General features: G+C 59.2%; 15 protein-coding genes. 5 read left to right on the forward strand and 10 right to left on the reverse strand.

What is annotated here, in order from left to right; genetic code table 11:
* Positions 1-107: 107 nt before the first annotated feature.
* A complete protein-coding gene (locus tag F2P67_RS15515; protein ID WP_166221414.1) occupies positions 108-845 on the reverse strand; it encodes a substrate-binding periplasmic protein in 738 nt (245 codons plus the stop codon).
* Positions 846-1,101: 256 nt separating this feature from the next.
* Between F2P67_RS15515 and F2P67_RS15520 the strand changes: the two genes are divergently transcribed.
* Positions 1,102-1,554, forward strand: coding sequence for a GNAT family N-acetyltransferase (locus F2P67_RS15520; protein WP_166221416.1), 453 nt, complete (start codon positions 1,102-1,104; stop codon positions 1,552-1,554).
* Between the two features lie 184 nt (positions 1,555-1,738).
* Here F2P67_RS15520 and F2P67_RS15525 read toward each other — a convergent pair whose 3' ends face one another.
* The 3 genes from F2P67_RS15525 to F2P67_RS15535 are packed head-to-tail and all read right to left on the reverse strand — an operon-like array spanning position 1,739 to position 4,723.
* Positions 1,739-2,035, reverse strand: coding sequence for a winged helix-turn-helix domain-containing protein (locus tag F2P67_RS15525; RefSeq protein ID WP_127647867.1), 297 nt, complete (start codon positions 2,033-2,035; stop codon positions 1,739-1,741).
* Positions 2,036-2,062: 27 nt separating this feature from the next.
* Positions 2,063-2,554, reverse strand: coding sequence for a M48 metallopeptidase family protein (locus tag F2P67_RS15530; RefSeq protein ID WP_166221418.1), 492 nt, complete (start codon positions 2,552-2,554; stop codon positions 2,063-2,065).
* A 45-nt stretch (positions 2,555-2,599) separates the two neighbouring features.
* A complete protein-coding gene (locus F2P67_RS15535; RefSeq protein WP_166221420.1) occupies positions 2,600-4,723 on the reverse strand; it encodes a putative bifunctional diguanylate cyclase/phosphodiesterase in 2,124 nt (707 codons plus the stop codon).
* A gap of 322 nt (positions 4,724-5,045) precedes the next feature.
* Between F2P67_RS15535 and F2P67_RS15540 the strand changes: the two genes are divergently transcribed.
* Positions 5,046-5,714 (forward strand): polysaccharide lyase family 7 protein, encoded by a 669-nt coding sequence (locus tag F2P67_RS15540; protein ID WP_166221422.1) that lies wholly within the window; start codon positions 5,046-5,048, stop codon positions 5,712-5,714.
* A 165-nt stretch (positions 5,715-5,879) separates the two neighbouring features.
* On the opposite strand, the gene fba is transcribed toward F2P67_RS15540, so the two are convergent.
* The 6 genes from fba to tkt all read right to left on the reverse strand — a co-directional run bounded on the left by fba (position 5,880) and on the right by tkt (position 12,081).
* Positions 5,880-6,944, reverse strand: coding sequence for a class II fructose-bisphosphate aldolase (gene fba, locus F2P67_RS15545; RefSeq protein ID WP_003229012.1), 1,065 nt, complete (start codon positions 6,942-6,944; stop codon positions 5,880-5,882).
* 126 nt (positions 6,945-7,070) lie between these two features.
* Positions 7,071-7,403, reverse strand: a complete 333-nt coding sequence (locus tag F2P67_RS15550; protein ID WP_166221424.1) for an MliC family protein — start codon at positions 7,401-7,403, stop codon at positions 7,071-7,073.
* Between the two features lie 57 nt (positions 7,404-7,460).
* Positions 7,461-7,682 (reverse strand): hypothetical protein, encoded by a 222-nt coding sequence (locus F2P67_RS15555; RefSeq protein ID WP_166221426.1) that lies wholly within the window; start codon positions 7,680-7,682, stop codon positions 7,461-7,463.
* A gap of 34 nt (positions 7,683-7,716) precedes the next feature.
* Positions 7,717-8,880 carry a phosphoglycerate kinase gene (locus F2P67_RS15560; RefSeq protein ID WP_166221427.1) on the reverse strand — a complete coding sequence of 388 codons (1,164 nt, stop codon included), beginning with the start codon at positions 8,878-8,880 and terminating at the stop codon, positions 7,717-7,719.
* A gap of 12 nt (positions 8,881-8,892) precedes the next feature.
* Complete coding sequence (epd, locus tag F2P67_RS15565) at positions 8,893-9,945, reverse strand: erythrose-4-phosphate dehydrogenase (protein ID WP_093429868.1); 1,053 nt, start codon at positions 9,943-9,945, stop codon at positions 8,893-8,895.
* A gap of 138 nt (positions 9,946-10,083) precedes the next feature.
* Positions 10,084-12,081, reverse strand: a complete 1,998-nt coding sequence (gene tkt / locus F2P67_RS15570; protein ID WP_166221429.1) for a transketolase — start codon at positions 12,079-12,081, stop codon at positions 10,084-10,086.
* Positions 12,082-12,339: 258 nt separating this feature from the next.
* On the opposite strand from tkt, the gene F2P67_RS15575 reads away from it, so the two are divergent.
* The 3 genes from F2P67_RS15575 to ligB all read left to right on the forward strand — a co-directional run bounded on the left by F2P67_RS15575 (position 12,340) and on the right by ligB (position 16,397).
* Positions 12,340-13,335 carry an ArsR/SmtB family transcription factor gene (locus tag F2P67_RS15575; RefSeq protein WP_166221431.1) on the forward strand — a complete coding sequence of 332 codons (996 nt, stop codon included), beginning with the start codon at positions 12,340-12,342 and terminating at the stop codon, positions 13,333-13,335.
* A gap of 18 nt (positions 13,336-13,353) precedes the next feature.
* Entirely contained in the window at positions 13,354-14,544 is a 1,191-nt protein-coding gene (metK, locus tag F2P67_RS15580) for a methionine adenosyltransferase (RefSeq protein ID WP_166221433.1), read from the forward strand.
* A gap of 176 nt (positions 14,545-14,720) precedes the next feature.
* The gene (gene ligB, locus F2P67_RS15585; RefSeq protein ID WP_166221435.1) at positions 14,721-16,397 is read left to right on the forward strand and encodes an NAD-dependent DNA ligase LigB; all 1,677 of its coding nucleotides are present in this window, start codon (positions 14,721-14,723) and stop codon (positions 16,395-16,397) included.
* Positions 16,398-16,460 lie beyond the last annotated feature (63 nt).

The following is a 16,460-nucleotide window of genomic DNA, read 5'->3' on the forward strand; positions in this document are numbered from 1 at the left end:
AAACATAGAATCTCCCACAGTGGATTTATGAACGACTCGAATCCGATGTGGGGGCGGGCTTGCTCGCGAAAGGGCCATCAGCCACACAGAAAATTCTGGATCAGCCCTCACATCCCATGCTGCCGCAGCAATTTGTCATAACTGCCATCCGCCTTCATCGCCGCAATCGCCTTGTCGAACCCCGCCACGATCTGCTCATGCTGCGGGTTCTTCAGGCTGACCAATATGTGCAGGCTGTTCTCGCTCAGCGGCTTGGGCAGAAACTCCACGGAATTGCGCACCCTCGGCGATTCCCGCGCCAAGTAATAGCGCGCGACGTATTCATCTTCCAGTGTCAGCTTGACCCGATCCGCCGCGAGCATGCGCACGGCCATGGCGAAGTTGTGCACAGGGACTTTCTGCAACGCCGTGTCAGCATCGAACGGCGGCGAGTAGGCGTAACCGCGCACCACCGCAATCGGATACGTGTGCAGTTGTTGAAGATTGTTGTACTCGAGGGGCGTGTCTTTGCGCTTGAGAAAGCGGATGCGGTTGAGCAGGTATTCAGCGGAAAACTGCCCGAGTTTTGTGCGTTCGTCGTTGTACCAAGCGTTGACCAAAACGTCATAACGCCCCTCACCTACGCCCAGTAATGCCCGCGCCCACGGCACTTGCTCATAACCGCTGGCGTAACCGGCCCGGGCCAGCGCCGTACTGACGATATCGGTGGCCAGACCGCCATTGACCAGCGTGTCATCGGTAAAGGGCGGCCAGATATCAAACACCAACCGCAGCTTCTCCGCTGCGGCGGTTTGAGCCAGCAGGAGCAATCCGATCAAAGCAAAGGCTCGATGCAATCGCGGCATGCTTGAAAATCCTTAGCGGGCGGGCCGCCCGGCGTGTTTTTCAGTCAAAACCCCAAGGCCCCTTACCGGCAAAACCCAGGCACTAACATTAGCTCAATGGAGCCCATGCACAGCGCTCACCAGCAGATTACACAAAGTCGACCGTACTGCGAGAAAGGAATGATGGCATTTTGACCTTTATCACAGACTCTTACGCCATACAGACATCCGCGACGCGTGCGCTTAGTATCGGGCAACGCGTTCAAGGAGTTGGAAAATGACAATCGAGTGGGTTTGCAAACATCACAGTGATTTGGGCAAAGAACAGTTGTACGCACTGTTGAAACTGCGTTCGGAAGTGTTCGTGGTCGAGCAGAAATGCGCCTACCCCGACCTCGACGGCCAGGATCTGGACGGCGACACCTACCACTTGATGGGTTGGGAAGATAACCAGTTGATGGCGTACCTGCGCCTGCTGGATCCGGAATCCCAGGGCGGCGACGTAGTGATCGGCCGAGTGCTCACCGCACCGCAGGGGCGCGGCAAGGGGCTGGGCCACGAAATGATGGAACAGGCGCTGAAACAAGCCGAGAAGCATTGGCCACAGATGCCGATCTATCTGTCGGCGCAGGCGCATTTGCAGGGGTATTACGGCAAGTACGGATTTGTCGTGGCGGGTGAGGAATATCTGGAGGATGACATTCCGCACATCGGGATGCGCCGTGCCTGAACAGCCCTCACCTTAGCCCTCTCCCGGAGGGAGAGGGGACTGACCGTGGTGTCTTGCGCTATACACCGACCTGAAAAACCGAGTCGATTACGGATTCACAGCAATACTTTCAGGTCGGTGCAGCTCTCCAATATCCCCCAATCGGCCCCCTCTACCTCTGGGAGAGGGCTGGGGTGAGGGGCTTTTAGGGATATTCCAGCACTGCCTTGATCTGCCGCAAATTACGCTCGATCCACCCCCGATCAATCGCCCCCCACTCACGAATCCGATAGCGCCCCGCATGGTTGCGTGCGCCCTCTTCCTGCTCGAATTCACAGACGATATCCAGATCCGCCAGCGCCGCAATCGTGTCCTGCGCGGTGCGTCGCGGCATGCCGGTCACGTCGGTCAACGCTGGCACACTCGCAGCCAGGCCACTGTCGATCAGGTACGCCACATACAAACGGCGATAGAAACTGCTTTTCGTCTTGCTGACGTCCATCCACACCTTCCTGGTTGCGACTGTTTTTTACTGCATGTCCCGCCACGTCAGGTACACCCGCAGATCAAACTCGACCTGGTGATACCCCGGCAGCATGTGTTCACACAATTTATAGAACGCTTTGTTGTGATCCGATTCCTTGAAGTGCGCCAGTTCATGCACGACGATCATTTTCAGAAAGTCAGGCGCGGCCTCCTTGAACAGCGAGGCGATACGAATCTCTTTCTTGGCCTTCAACTTGCCGCCTTGCACCCGCGACACCGTGGTGTGCAGACCGAGGGCGCGGTGAGTCAGGTCGAGGCGGTTGTCGAACAGCACTTTGTCGATGGCCGGGGCGTTGCGCAGGTATTCCTGCTTCAGGTCCAGCGCGTAGCTGTACAACGCCTTGTCGCTCTGCACATCGTGCCGCCCCGAATAACGCTGGTTCAGGTATTCACCCAGACGCCCTTCGGCGATCAGTTGGCGCACTTGATCCTGCAATTGCGCGGGATAGGCCTGGAGGTACTTCAACACAGTCATGGACGGGCGACACGGATCGAAAAAAGGTGCGCCAGTGTAGCGAATTCAACCGGGCAGCGCGCTCCAGTCAAACGGTTCGGCAAACGTGGCGGCGTCTTCAGCCATCAGCGGACGTGCGACAAGGAAGCCCTGCACATACTCACAGCCGTTGGCCTGCAGCCACTGATATTGCTCGATGGTTTCGACACCTTCGGCGATCACCAGCAAACCGTATTGCTTGCACAGGTCGATCACCGTGCGCACCAGCGAGGCATCGCGCGAAGAGTCCGGCAGTTTCGCGATCAGATGCCGGTCAAGCTTGAGCGTATCGAGTTCCAGATCGCGCAGATGCGCCAGCGAACACGGCCCCGAGCCGAAATCATCCAGCGCCACCCGCACACCGAGATTGCGCAGCAGACGCAGCTGTTTGCGGGTTTCATCAGGATTCTGCGTCAACGCTTCTTCGGTGACTTCCACCTCCAGCTGGCGCGGCTGCAGTGAATGCCGCTCCATGACCTGGCGCAATTCAGTGACCAGATTCGGCATGCCGAACTGCGTGTTGCTCAGGCTTACGCCAAGCACCAGATCTTCGGCGAACAAGGTTTCCCAGGCTTTGCGCTGACCGGCGCCGCGATGATAAATCCAGCTGCCGAGCCGACTGATCAGCCGCGCCTCTTCCAGCAAGGGCAAGAACAACCCCGGCGGCACATCACCGACGCTCGGATGCTGCCAACGCAACAACGCTTCGAAACCGCGTATCTGGCCACTGTCGATTGCCACCTGCGGCTGATAAACCAGATTGAAATCACGGTTTTCGATGGCGCTGCGCACGCTTTCTTCAAGCATCAATCGCGAGCGCGCACGTCCGTTCATTTCATGGTCGTAGAAACGATATTGCTGCCGGCCGGCGCGCTTGGCCTCGTACATGGCAATGTCCGAAGCGCGCAGCAGTCCGTCGAGGTTCGAACCGCAATCCGGATAGGTGGCGATGCCGATGCTGGCGCCGAGAGCGATATCCAGTCCTTCGATTTGCTGACAGATCGACACGCGCTCGATGAGCTTCTCGGCAATTTTCGCCGCCTGCTCGGGAAACTCCAGATCCAGCAGCGCGGTGAACTCATCGCCGCCCATCCGCGCGAGGATATCGAACGGTCGCAGACACGCTTTCAATTGTTCGGAAACCCAGCGCAAGACTCGGTCGCCGGCATCATGGCCAAGGGAATCGTTGACCCGTTTGAAACCGTCGAGATCGAGGTACAGCAACACCCAACTGCTGTCGCTGCGTTCGCCGCGCAACAACAGGTTTTCCACTGTCTGGTAAAAGCCTCGGCGATTGAGCAGCCCAGTCAGCGGGTCAGTGACCGCTTGAAACTCCAGTTGCTGATGCAGATGGCGCACCACCGACATGTCCAGCACTGTCACCACCATCGCGCGTTGCTCGGAGGGTAACGCCGCGCAGGACAACGCCACCGGCACCTGCTGGCCCGGCGCGGTGCGCAACAACGCATCGTGCAGGCGCAGGGTCTCACCCCGTTTGTAGCTGGCCTGAAACTCGGATTCAGCCCAGTGCGCAATGTGCGGTTTCTGCAGGAAATCGAGAAATTCCTGGCCCTCCAGTTCCTTCACCGGCGCATTCAACAACCGGGAAATCGCCGGGTTGGCGAAACGAATCAAACCGTCCTCGCCAATGACGAGAATTCCCTCAGCGGCGTTATCCAGCACCGATGCATTGAAAGCACGCGCCACTTCCAGATCATGGGTCAGGCGCTGCAGGGCGCGGCGATTGCGTTGATGTTCCAGCAATGCCTGAACCTTGGGTTTGAGAATCTGTGGGTCGAACGGTTTGAACAGGTAATCCACCGCGCCACTGGCGTAGCCCTTGATCACGGCGTCCTGGGATTGCTCGTTGGCGGTGAGAAAAATAATCGGGGTCAGGCGCGTGCGCTGGCTGCCGCGCATCAGTCGCGCGACTTCAAAACCGTCCATGCCCGGCATCTGCACATCCAGCAGCACCAGATCGACTTCGTGTTCAAGCAACAGACTCAGTGCCTCGAAACCGGAGGCAGCGGTGATGACCTGCCAGTCCTGGCGTTGCAGCAACGCGCGCATGCTGATCAGGTTTTCAGGGTAATCATCAACGATCAAAAGGACAGAGCTGCCTTCAACTGGCTCGGGGTGCGCGCATTCCATGCTGCTTCTCTTGTCGGGACTTCAGGCGGTTTTCCGGTCAAAACCGTACACGTACTGAGCCTTCACTCTAGTCGCGGATCGACAAAAGCAGTAGCTGTCACAGCGCCATCACTTAGTCAAACAGCCGATTAGCCGACTAACGGTCAGCGCTGCAGCCCGCTAAAACCGGGATAGATGGCATTTCGACAGGATGTTGACGTCAATCATCTGCCAAACGGGCGTTAACAAAAACTCCCTCTACGCTTATAAAGGCCGCCCCAGAAACCCGCGGGCTAGAGCTTCTGGCACGCGCGTGCAGTGAAACTTGAGTGGAAGAACCGACATGATCGATCTCGCAACCTGGAACCTCAGCGTTCCCGTTGGCAGCCCGCCCTACACCGTCGAAACCTCCAAACTGGTGAACGGCTTCAAGGATCAATACTTCCATTCCGACACCGGCACCTTGTTCTTCTGGTCACCGGTTACCGGGTCAAAAACCGAAAACGCCATCTACCCGCGCACCGAACTGCGCGAAACCTACAGCAACGGCACCCTGCGCAACTGGTACTACCCCGACGCCGACAACCTGCTGCGCGCAACGCTGTCCGTCAACAAAGTGCCCAGCTCCGGCAAAATCGTCATCGGCCAGATCCACGCCTACGAGAGCCAGAAGCCGCTGGTCAAACTCGAGTACCAGTACAAGACCAAAACCGAAACCGGCAACCTGGTGATCAAAGTGCGCATGCACCCCGATGACGATGAAAGCCGCGTCATTACCCTCGCCACCGGGATCAAACTGGATAACGAGTTCAACTACCTCATCCACCTCAGCCCGGGCGGTGCGCTGGGGATCAGTGCAGCGGGGTATCAGTGGGATTCACAAATCAGCGCGACGTGGCGCAACAGGCCGTTGTATTTCAAGGCCGGGGTGTATGTGCAGGACAACACCGGGTATACGAGTGAGGGTGGGCAGGTGACGTTTAGCAAACTGGATATTGATCACGATAAATAACAGCGACGTGATCGTTTAAGACTGCTGTTTAAAGGAAGTCCGGGTAACGTCTCGAAGCCTACAACAACTTGCGTCGCTGCCTACCGCTACGCCAGAATCCGCCGGCTTGTGCAAAAAAAACCCGCCTCTCGGCGGGTTTCTTTCAAATCAGCTTAACGCTCAGGTTCAGTTAACCTTCGCGTTCAACTCACCCTTCAGATAACGCTGGAACATCGCTTCCAGAGAGATCGGTTTGATCTTCGAAGCATTGCCCGCAGTACCAAACGCTTCATAACGAGCGATACATACGTCGCGCATCGCGGTTACGGTGGCGCCGAAGAATTTACGTGGGTCGAATTCACTCGGGTTGGTGGCCATCAGGCGACGCATTGCGCCGGTGGATGCCAGGCGCAGGTCGGTGTCGATATTGACCTTGCGTACGCCGTATTTGATGCCTTCGACGATTTCTTCAACTGGCACGCCGTAGGTTTCTTTGATGTCGCCGCCGTACTGGTTGATGATCGCCAGCCACTCTTGTGGCACCGAGGACGAACCGTGCATCACCAGGTGGGTGTTCGGGATGCGTTTGTGGATTTCCTTGATGCGATCGATGGCCAGCACGTCGCCGGTAGGTGGCTTGGTGAACTTGTAGGCGCCGTGGCTGGTGCCGATGGCGATGGCCAGAGCGTCGACCTGAGTCTTCTTGACGAAGTCAGCGGCTTCTTCCGGGTCGGTCAGCATCTGGCTGTGATCCAGAACGCCTTCAGCGCCGATGCCGTCTTCTTCACCGGCCATGCCGGTTTCCAGCGAACCCAGGCAGCCCAGCTCGCCTTCAACCGATACGCCGCAGGCGTGAGCCATGGCCACGGTTTGTTGGGTCACGCGGACGTTGTATTCGTAGTCGGTCGGGGTCTTGCCGTCTTCGCCGAGGGAGCCGTCCATCATCACCGAGCTAAAGCCCAGCTGGATCGAGCGCTGGCAGACGTCAGGGCTGGTGCCGTGATCCTGGTGCATGCACACCGGGATGTGCGGGAATTCTTCGATGGCGGCCAGGATCAGGTGACGCAGGAAAGGGGCACCTGCGTATTTGCGAGCGCCGGCCGAAGCCTGAACGATCACCGGGGAGTCAGTCTTGTCAGCGGCTTCCATGATGGCGCGCATCTGCTCAAGGTTGTTGACGTTGAAGGCTGGAACGCCGTAGCCGAACTCGGCTGCGTGGTCCAGCATCTGGCGCATGCTGATAAGTGCCATTGTGTGTGTCTCTCCCGGTTTGGGTCGTTAATCGTGCCAGCCTGCCGGAGCGGCGGCGGCTATTCAAGTGATTGCAGATCGGGGGGTTGAGGCCCGGTCTGGTGATTCGATAAAGCAAATTCTGTTTTATTCGGCTTTGCAGCCCCGACCGATCAGATCATTGGTAGCGACCCAGTAGACCAGGCCTTCATTACCTTTGATGTGAAACGCCAGCATGCCGTCGCTGTACAACGTGCCGGAGGCGCCCGGCTCTTCTTTCAGGCGATAAACCTGATCACCGCCACCCAGTCGAACGTCGACTTCCTTCTGGCCGGCATCGGCGTAGCGCCACAACACTTTGGCCTGGCTATCGCAAGTCCAGGTCGTCCAGTTATCCACAGGCGCGGACGACTGAAACAGGTTCATCTGTGCGCATCCGCCCAACATTGCCAACGCCGTGATGGCGATCAAGCCTTTCATCCGTGTTCCTCGACTGACGGCGCACGCCGCCAGCCCTGAGTTAAAGAGTCAGACCCGTCAAGGACAACCATGTTCCTTGGCCGGGGTTTGCGTCTCGTATTTGTCCAGACCGTCCGGCCCCGAGCGCTTGTTCAGCACCGGGTTGGTTTCGGCCTGCCAGTCGGCCTGATAACAGCCCTTCTGCGAATCGCTGGGTGCCGGTGTCGCTTCGGCCTTCGGGTTACTCCCGCAGGCCGCCAGCGTACCGGTCAGCAACAACAGTGCTAACGACTTGACCATGTGACCACTCCTTTGCCTGGCCAAACGGGCGGCCTCAGGCCTTGGCCCGGCTTTCCAGGACTTCAACGGCGGGCAGCACTTTGCCTTCGACGAATTCGAGGAACGCGCCACCGCCGGTGGAAATGTAGGAGATTTGCTCAGCCACGCCATATTTATCGATCGCAGCCAGAGTGTCGCCACCGCCAGCGATGGAGAATGCCGAGCTTTCAGCGATGGCCTGAGCCAGCACTTTGGTGCCGTTGCCGAACTGGTCGAATTCGAACACGCCGACCGGGCCGTTCCACAGAATGGTTTTCGACGACTTCAGCAGTTCGGCGAAGTTGGCTGCAGTTTGCGGGCCGATGTCCAGAATCATGTCGTCGGCAGCGACGTCGGCGATCAGTTTCACGGTCGCTTCGGCGCTTTCAGCGAATTCTTTGGCAACCACCACGTCAACCGGCAGCGGCACACTGACTTTGGCAGCGATGGCGCGTGCGGTGTCGAGCAGATCCGGTTCGTACAGCGACTTGCCGACCGGGTGACCGGCTGCGGCGAGGAAGGTGTTGGCGATGCCGCCGCCGACGATCAGTTGATCGCAGATCTGGCTCAGGCTGTTCAGCACGTCGAGTTTGGTCGACACCTTGGAGCCGGCAACGATGGCAGCCATCGGCTTGGCCGGCGCGCCAAGGGCTTTGCCCAGCGCGTCCAGTTCAGCGGCCAGCAGCGGGCCGGCGGCGGCGACCTTGGCGAACTTGGCCACGCCGTGGGTCGAACCTTCGGCACGGTGAGCGGTGCCGAAGGCGTCCATCACGAACACGTCGCACAGCGCGGCGTATTGCTGGGCCAGTTCGTCAGCGTTCTTTTTCTCGCCCTTGTTGAAGCGTACGTTTTCGAACAGCACGATGTCGCCGGCCTTGACGTCAACACCGCCCAGGTAATCGGCAACCAGCGGCACTTCGCGGTTCAGGGCCTTGCTCAGGTAGTCGGCGACTGGCTTGAGGCTGTTCTCGGCGGAGAACTCGCCTTCGGTCGGACGGCCAAGGTGCGAGCAGACCATCACGGCCGCACCTTTTTCCAGGGCCAGCTTGATGGTCGGCAGCGAAGCCAGGATACGCGCATCGCTGGTGACAACACCGTCCTTGACTGGGACGTTGAGGTCTTCGCGGATCAATACGCGCTTACCTTGCAGATCGAGGTCGGACATCTTCAACACGGTCATGGGTCGCACTTCCTACGGTTTTTTTGAAGTTGCTGTTTGCAGATAGTGTTCTGCAACGTCCAGCATTCGGTTGGCAAAACCCCACTCGTTGTCGAACCAGGCCAGGATGTTTACCAGTTTGGGGCCGGAAACACGGGTCTGACTGGCATCGACGATGGCCGAATGTGGGTCATGGTTGAAATCACAACTGGCGTGCGGCAGCTCGGTGTAGGCCAGCAGGCCTTTGAGCGGGCCGCTGGTGGCCGCCTCGCGCAGGATCCGGTTGACTTCATTGGCGTCGGTCGCCGTGGCGGTCTGCATCGTGATGTCGAGGCACGACACATTGACCGTCGGCACGCGTACGGCTTTGGCCTGGATTCGTCCGGCAAGTTCCGGCAGCAGGCGCTCGATACCACGCGCCAGACCGGTGGACACCGGGATCACCGACTGAAACGCCGAACGGGTGCGGCGCAGGTCTTCGTGGTGATAGGCGTCGATCACCGGCTGATCGTTCATCGCCGAGTGAATCGTGGTGATCGACACGTAATCGAGGCCAATCGCTTTATCCAGCAAACGCAACAGCGGCACGCCGCAATTGGTGGTGCAGGATGCGTTGGATACCAACAGTTCGTCACCGGTCAGGCAATCCTGATTGACGCCGTAAACGATGGTGGCATCGACATCCGCCTCGCTGGCCATCGGCTGCGAGAACAACACGCGTGGCGCGCCGGCGTCGAGAAAACGCTGACCGTCTTCACGGGTGTTATAGGCACCGGAACATTCGAGCACCAGATCGACGCCCAGCGACGCCCAATCGATGCCTTCGGGGGTGGCGCTGCGCAGAACCTTCACGCAGTCGCCATTAATATGCAGACAATCGCCTTCAACCCTCACTTCGCCCGGAAAGCGGCCGTGGGTGGAGTCGAAGCGTGTCAGGTATTCGATGCTGGCCATGTCGGCCAGATCGTTGATTGCGACAATTTCAAACCCGGCCTTTTCGCCTCGCTCAAACAACGCACGCAAGACGCAACGACCAATCCGGCCGTAGCCGTTGAGTGCAACTTTGTAAGGACGCGGTTGAGGCATGGGGTTCTCGATTACCGTGGTGAATCCGTTAACGCGATATTGCCCGAACCGGCGCTTTCGCGAGCAAGCCCGCTCCCACAGGAAAATGCATTCCAATGTGGAAGCAGGCTTGTCAGTCCAGACGACATCTTTTCTGGATCAGTCTTCCAGCAGTTCTTCAGCCTGACCGAGGATGTTTTCCAGGGTGAAGCCGAACTCTTCGAACAGCGCTGGCGCCGGCGCCGACTCACCGTAAGTGGTCATGCCGATCACGCGACCTTCCAGGCCCACGTACTTGAACCAGAAGTCGGCGTGAGCCGCTTCGATCGCGATACGTGCGCTGACCTGCAACGGCAGAACCGATTGCTTGTAACCCGCATCCTGAGCGTCGAACGCGCTGGTGCACGGCATGGAAACCACGCGTACCTTGCGGCCTTGTTCGGTCAGTTTGTCGTAGGCCTGAACGGCCAGACCGACTTCCGAACCGGTAGCGATCAGTATCAGTTCTGGCTCGCCAGCGCAGTCCTTCAGCACGTAACCGCCACGGCTGATGTCGGCGATTTGACCGGCATCGCGGGTTTGATGCTGCAGGTTCTGACGCGAGAAGATCAGCGCCGACGGGCCGTCCTTGCGCTCCAACGCATTTTTCCAGGCCACGGCCGATTCAACGGCATCGGCTGGACGCCAGGTGTCGAGGTTCGGTGTGCTGCGCAGGCTGGTCAGTTGCTCGATCGGCTGGTGAGTCGGGCCGTCTTCGCCCAGACCAATGGAGTCGTGGGTGTAGACGTGGATCACACGCTGCTTCATCAGCGCGGACATGCGCACCGCGTTGCGGGCGTATTCCATGAACATCAGGAAGGTCGCGCCGTAAGGCACCAGGCCACCGTGCAAGGCCACGCCGTTCATGATCGCGGTCATGCCGAATTCACGCACGCCGTAGTACATGTAGTTGCCGCTGGCATCTTCGGCGCTGACGCCTTTGCAGCCTTTCCACAGGGTCAGGTTGGAACCGGCCAGGTCAGCCGAGCCGCCCAGTACTTCTGGCAGCAACGGGCCGAACGCGTTCAGGGCGTTCTGGCTGGCTTTACGGCTGGCGATGGTTTCGCCTTTGGCAGCCACTTCAGCGATATAAGCCGAGGCTTTTTCCGAGAAGTCGGCTGGCAGCTCGCCGCTCAGACGACGGATCAGTTCGTTGGCTTCGGTCGGGAAGGCTGCGGAGTAAGCAGCGAAACGCTGATCCCACTCGGCTTCGGCAGCGCGACCTTTTTCCTTGGCATCCCACTCGGCATAAATGTCGGCCGGGATTTCGAACGGGCCGTGGTTCCAGTTTAACGCCTGACGGGTCAAAGCGATTTCCGCGTCACCCAACGGGGCACCGTGGCAATCTTCCTTGCCTTGCTTGTTCGGCGAGCCGAAACCGATGGTGGTCTTGCAGCAGATCAGGGTCGGCAGCGGGCTCTTGCGAGCAGTCTCAATGGCAGTCTTGATTTCTTCCGGGTCGTGACCGTCGACGTTGCGAATCACTTGCCAGTTGTAGGCTTCGAAACGCTTCGGCGTGTCATCGGTGAACCAGCCTTCGACTTCGCCGTCGATGGAGATGCCGTTGTCATCGTAGAAAGCGATCAGCTTGCCCAGGCCCAGCGTACCGGCCAAGGAAGCGACTTCGTGGGAAATGCCTTCCATCATGCAGCCATCACCCAGGAACACGTAGGTGTGATGGTCAACGATGTTGTGGTTCGGACGGTTGAACTGCGCGGCCAGCACTTTTTCTGCCAGCGCAAAACCGACGGCATTGGCAAGACCCTGACCCAGCGGGCCGGTGGTGGTTTCAACGCCCGGGGTGTAGCCGAATTCCGGGTGGCCCGGCGTGCGGCTGTGCAATTGACGGAATTGTTTCAGGTCGTCAATCGACAGGTCATAACCGGTCAGGTGCAGCAGCGAGTAGATCAACATCGAGCCGTGGCCGTTGGACAGCACGAAGCGGTCACGGTCGGCGAACGATGGATTGCTCGGGTTGTGCTTGAGGTAGTCGCGCCAAAGCACTTCGGCGATATCTGCCATACCCATAGGGGCACCGGGATGGCCGCTGTTGGCTTTTTGCACGGCATCCATGCTGAGGGCACGAATGGCGTTGGCACGCTCACGACGGCTAGGCATCGCTGATCTCCTGGGTGTGAATAGATTGAAACGGAAAAAAGGAGGGCATTTTCCCTCACCGGAGCGCCTCGGGGCAATGACAGATAGTCATCCGGGGACGTTTTTCCCATGGTTGACGGCGGTTTCGACTGGTGAAACCTTTCCGCTGTTCGTTTGTAGAGTTAACCGTTTCGTGAGAAGTGCCATTTATCGAGCAATATCAAAACTTTTTGATATTGCCCTTGCGGGGATATCCCGCCGTCTCTAGACTGCCAGCCTATGAACTTACGCGTGCCTTCCATTCGCCATGACGATTGCGACGAGCTGGCGGCCCTGTGCAAGGCCGGCGGCGATCCGCTGCGGCTGAATGTCTTGCGCGCGCTGGCCAACGATTCGTTCGGCGTGCTGGAGCTGGCGCAGATTTTCGGCATTGGCCAGTCCGGCATGAGTCATCACCTTAAAGTCCTGGCGCAAGCCGATCTGGTGGCGACTCGCCGTGAAGGCAATGCAATTTTCTATCGTCGCGCCCTGCCCCACTCCGAACTGTTGGGTGGCAAGCTGCACGCTGCATTGTTAGAAGAAGTCGACAATCTGGCGCTCCCGGAAGACGTCCAGGCGCGAATCGCACAGGTTCACGCCCAGCGAGCCGCCGCCAGCCAGGACTTTTTCGCCAGGGTCGCGGAGAAATTTCGCGCCCAGCAAGACTTGATCGCAGGCCTGCCGCAGTACCGTGACAGCGTGCTGGCCCTGCTCGACAAACTGAACTTCAATGGTGCTGCCACGGCCATTGAAGTCGGCCCCGGCGATGGTGCTTTTCTGCCGGAACTGGCACGCCGCTTCGGCACCGTAACCGCGCTGGACAACAGCCCGGCGATGCTCGAACTGGCGCGTCAGGTATGCGTTCGTGAACAACTGGCTAACGTCAGCCTGCAATTGGCCGATGCATTGAACGGCACCAGCCTTCAGGCCGATTGCGTTGTACTGAACATGGTGTTGCACCATTTCGCCGCGCCGGCCGAAGCGCTCAAGCACATGGCCGGCCTGCTGCAACCGGGCGGTAGCCTGCTCGTGACAGAGTTATGTAGCCACAACCAGAGTTGGGCCAGGGAGGCCTGCGGTGATCTGTGGTTGGGGTTTGAACAGGACGATTTGGCCCGTTGGGCCACCGCTGCGGGACTCGTTCCCGGGGAAAGCCTCTATGTAGGCTTACGTAATGGTTTCCAGATCCAGGTTCGCCATTTTCAGCGACCGGCTGGCGACACTCACCATCGGTAAATTCAGGAAAACATCGAGATGAGCGAATACTCCCTCTTCACCTCCGAGTCCGTGTCTGAAGGACATCCGGACAAAATCGCCGACCAGATTTCCGATGCGGTGCTGGACGCCATCATCGCCCAGGACAAGCACGCACGCGTTGCGGTGGAAACCCTGGTCAAGACTGGCGTGGCTATCGTTGCCGGTGAAGTGACCACCAGTGCCTGGGTCGATCTGGAAGAGATCGTGCGTAACGTGATTCTCGACATCGGCTACAACAGCTCCGACGTCGGCTTTGACGGCGCGACCTGCGGCGTGATGAACATCATCGGCAAGCAATCCCCTGACATCAATCAGGGTGTTGACCGTGCCAAGCCTGAAGATCAGGGCGCCGGCGACCAGGGTCTGATGTTCGGCTACGCCAGCAACGAAACCGACGTACTGATGCCAGCACCGATCACCTTCTCGCACCAGCTGGTACAGCGTCAGGCCGAAGCCCGTAAATCGGGTCTGCTGCCTTGGCTGCGCCCGGACGCCAAGTCGCAAGTGACTTGCCGTTACGAAGGCGGCAAGGTTGTCGGTATCGACGCTGTTGTTCTGTCGACCCAGCATAACCCTGAAGTGTCGTACAAAGACCTGCGCGAAGGCGTGATGGAGCTGATCGTCAAGCACGTGCTGCCTGCCGAACTGCTGAGCAAGGATACCCAGTTCCACATTAACCCGACCGGCCAGTTCATCATTGGCGGCCCGGTAGGTGACTGCGGTCTGACCGGTCGCAAGATCATCGTCGACAGCTACGGCGGCATGGCCCGTCACGGCGGCGGCGCGTTCTCCGGCAAGGATCCCTCGAAGGTTGACCGTTCGGCTGCCTACGCTGGCCGTTACGTTGCCAAGAACATCGTGGCTGCCGGCCTGGCCGAGCGTTGCGAGATTCAGGTTTCCTACGCGATCGGTGTGGCCCAGCCTACCTCGATCTCGCTGAATACCTTCGGCACCGGCAAGATCAGCGATGACAAGATCATCAAGCTGGTACGTGAAGTGTTTGACCTGCGTCCATACGCAATCACTACCATGCTCGACCTGCTGCACCCGATGTACCAGGAAACTGCAGCGTACGGCCACTTCGGTCGCGCTCCGCAGACCAAGACTGTTGGCGAAGACACCTTCACCACCTTCACATGGGAAAAAACCGACCGCGCCGACGCTCTGCGTTCTGCTGCTGGTCTGTAAGCTTTCCCCGGCGGTACAAAAAGCCCCGCACGGTTCGCGCCGTGCGGGGCTTTTTCATGTCTGAAAGCAAAGAGGCCCGCCGGTTCGACCAGACATACCCCGCAAAACACCCCGCCTGTCGAGTTCCATTTCGTCTTCTAACCTTCAAGCATTCCCCCTGAGCAAGGACGCTCACGATGCTTGTCACACTGCGCCTGTTGTTTGTTTTCCTGCTGACCGCGCTCACCCTCAACGCCCATGGCCAGTGCCCGGACTGGCCCGCCCCCCGTGCTCAAAACGAAATCACCGCCCTGCAAAAGCAGATCGCACAGTGGGACGACGCCTACCACCGCGAAAGCCGCTCACCAATTGCCGACGAACTCTACGACCAGTCGCACCTGCGCCTGAATGAATGGCAACGGTGCTTTGATTTGCCCTCGGCCATCGAGCCTTTACGTTCGGCCTCGGGCTCCGTGACGCATCCCATCGCTCACACCGGGCTCGATAAGCTTCACAAAGCAGAGGATGTGCAAGCGTGGCTTCAAGATCGAAAGGATGTCTGGGTTCAACCCAAAGTCGATGGTGTCGCCGTAACCCTGATTTATCGAGGCGGAAATCTGCAGCAGGCGATCAGTCGCGGCGACGGGGTCAACGGCCAGGACTGGACGGCATCCGTACGCAAGATCAAAGCGATTCCACAACGACTGCCCCAACCCGTGGACTTGCTGGTGCAGGGCGAACTGTATTGGCGTCTGAACGAACATGTGCAGGCGCGCGCCGGCAGCGTCAACGCAAGAGCGACGGTGGCCGGGCTGATGGGACGCAAGAAACTCAATGACGAACAGGCAACCGGCATCGGATTGTTTATCTGGGATTGGCCGCAAGGACCTGCGGACTTGCCCACACGCTTATCTGCGTTGGCAACTTTGGGCTTTCATGCCAACGAGCCTTACAGCCAACCCGTCAGCGACTTCGCCGATGCGCAGAAATGGCGCGACCATTGGTATCGCTCACCCCTGCCGTTTGCCAGCGACGGCGTGGTCTTGCGCCAGAGCCAGCGCCCACCCGCCGAACGCTGGGAGGCTCGCGCGCCTTACTGGGCCATCGCCTGGAAATATCCGTTCGCCCAGGCGCTGGCCGAAGTCCGCAAAGTCAGTTTCAAAGTCGGGCGCACCGGGCGCGTCACCCCGGTACTGGAGCTGTCACCGGTGATGCTCGATGACCGCCAGATCAAACGGGTCAGCGCCGGCTCGCTCAAGCGCTGGCAGGAACTGGACATCCGCCCCGGGGATCAGGTGGCAATCAGTCTGGCAGGGCTGACGATTCCGCGACTCGACAGCGTTGTGTTGCGAGCCACGGAACGCGCAGACATCAATATCCCCGCCGCCAGCGACTTTCATGCCTTGAGCTGCTGGCAACCGACGCCCGGCTGCGAAAGTCAGTTTCTCGCGCGTCTGATCTGGCTCAGTGGCAAGCAAGGTCTGGCGATGCAACATGTCGGTCGTGGCACCTGGGAGAAACTTCTCGAAACAGGCCGCGTGAACAACCTGCTGGATTGGTTGACCCTCGACGCGCCAGAGCTTGCTAACATTGCCGGCTTCGGCGAGCGCAGCAGCGAGCGCCTGATCTACAGTTTTCACAGCGCCCGACAACGACCGTTCGCCCAATGGCTCAAGGGCCTGGGCTTGCCGCCAACGGGTCAGGCACAACTCGCCGATTCGTGGCAGGCGCTGGCACAACGTGACACCGAACATTGGCAGGCAGAACCCGGCATCGGCCCCGGTCGCGCGGCGCAATTGAGCGCGTTCTTTCGCGACCCGCAGGTGCTGGCCCTGAGTGAAACCTTACATGCCGCCGGAATCGACGGTTTCTGACTACGCAATCCCGGCGCGCCGGGAACCCATCGGCCACCGAGGCGCTCCAACAGCGCAGTGCCT

This window comes from Pseudomonas atagonensis, assembly GCF_011369485.1.
GTDB lineage: Bacteria > Pseudomonadota > Gammaproteobacteria > Pseudomonadales > Pseudomonadaceae > Aquipseudomonas > Aquipseudomonas atagonensis.

Excerpts from the sequence above, each read along its gene's own strand:
- F2P67_RS15535 (WP_166221420.1), bottom strand. The coding sequence starts at position 4,723 with ATGGAATGCGCGCACCCCGAGCCAGTTGAAGGCAGCTCTGTCCTTTTG.
- tkt (WP_166221429.1), bottom strand. The coding sequence starts at position 12,081 with ATGCCTAGCCGTCGTGAGCGTGCCAACGCCATTCGTGCCCTCAGCATG.
- metK (WP_166221433.1), top strand. The coding sequence starts at position 13,354 with ATGAGCGAATACTCCCTCTTCACCTCCGAGTCCGTGTCTGAAGGACAT.
- F2P67_RS15530 (WP_166221418.1), bottom strand. The coding sequence starts at position 2,554 with ATGACTGTGTTGAAGTACCTCCAGGCCTATCCCGCGCAATTGCAGGAT.
- F2P67_RS15555 (WP_166221426.1), bottom strand. The coding sequence starts at position 7,682 with ATGGTCAAGTCGTTAGCACTGTTGTTGCTGACCGGTACGCTGGCGGCC.
- F2P67_RS15525 (WP_127647867.1), bottom strand. The coding sequence starts at position 2,035 with ATGGACGTCAGCAAGACGAAAAGCAGTTTCTATCGCCGTTTGTATGTG.
- F2P67_RS15515 (WP_166221414.1), bottom strand. The coding sequence starts at position 845 with ATGCCGCGATTGCATCGAGCCTTTGCTTTGATCGGATTGCTCCTGCTG.
- ligB (WP_166221435.1), top strand. The coding sequence starts at position 14,721 with ATGCTTGTCACACTGCGCCTGTTGTTTGTTTTCCTGCTGACCGCGCTC.
- F2P67_RS15520 (WP_166221416.1), top strand. The coding sequence starts at position 1,102 with ATGACAATCGAGTGGGTTTGCAAACATCACAGTGATTTGGGCAAAGAA.
- fba (WP_003229012.1), bottom strand. The coding sequence starts at position 6,944 with ATGGCACTTATCAGCATGCGCCAGATGCTGGACCACGCAGCCGAGTTC.
- epd (WP_093429868.1), bottom strand. The coding sequence starts at position 9,945 with ATGCCTCAACCGCGTCCTTACAAAGTTGCACTCAACGGCTACGGCCGG.
- F2P67_RS15550 (WP_166221424.1), bottom strand. The coding sequence starts at position 7,403 with ATGAAAGGCTTGATCGCCATCACGGCGTTGGCAATGTTGGGCGGATGC.
- F2P67_RS15540 (WP_166221422.1), top strand. The coding sequence starts at position 5,046 with ATGATCGATCTCGCAACCTGGAACCTCAGCGTTCCCGTTGGCAGCCCG.
- F2P67_RS15575 (WP_166221431.1), top strand. The coding sequence starts at position 12,340 with ATGAACTTACGCGTGCCTTCCATTCGCCATGACGATTGCGACGAGCTG.
- F2P67_RS15560 (WP_166221427.1), bottom strand. The coding sequence starts at position 8,880 with ATGACCGTGTTGAAGATGTCCGACCTCGATCTGCAAGGTAAGCGCGTA.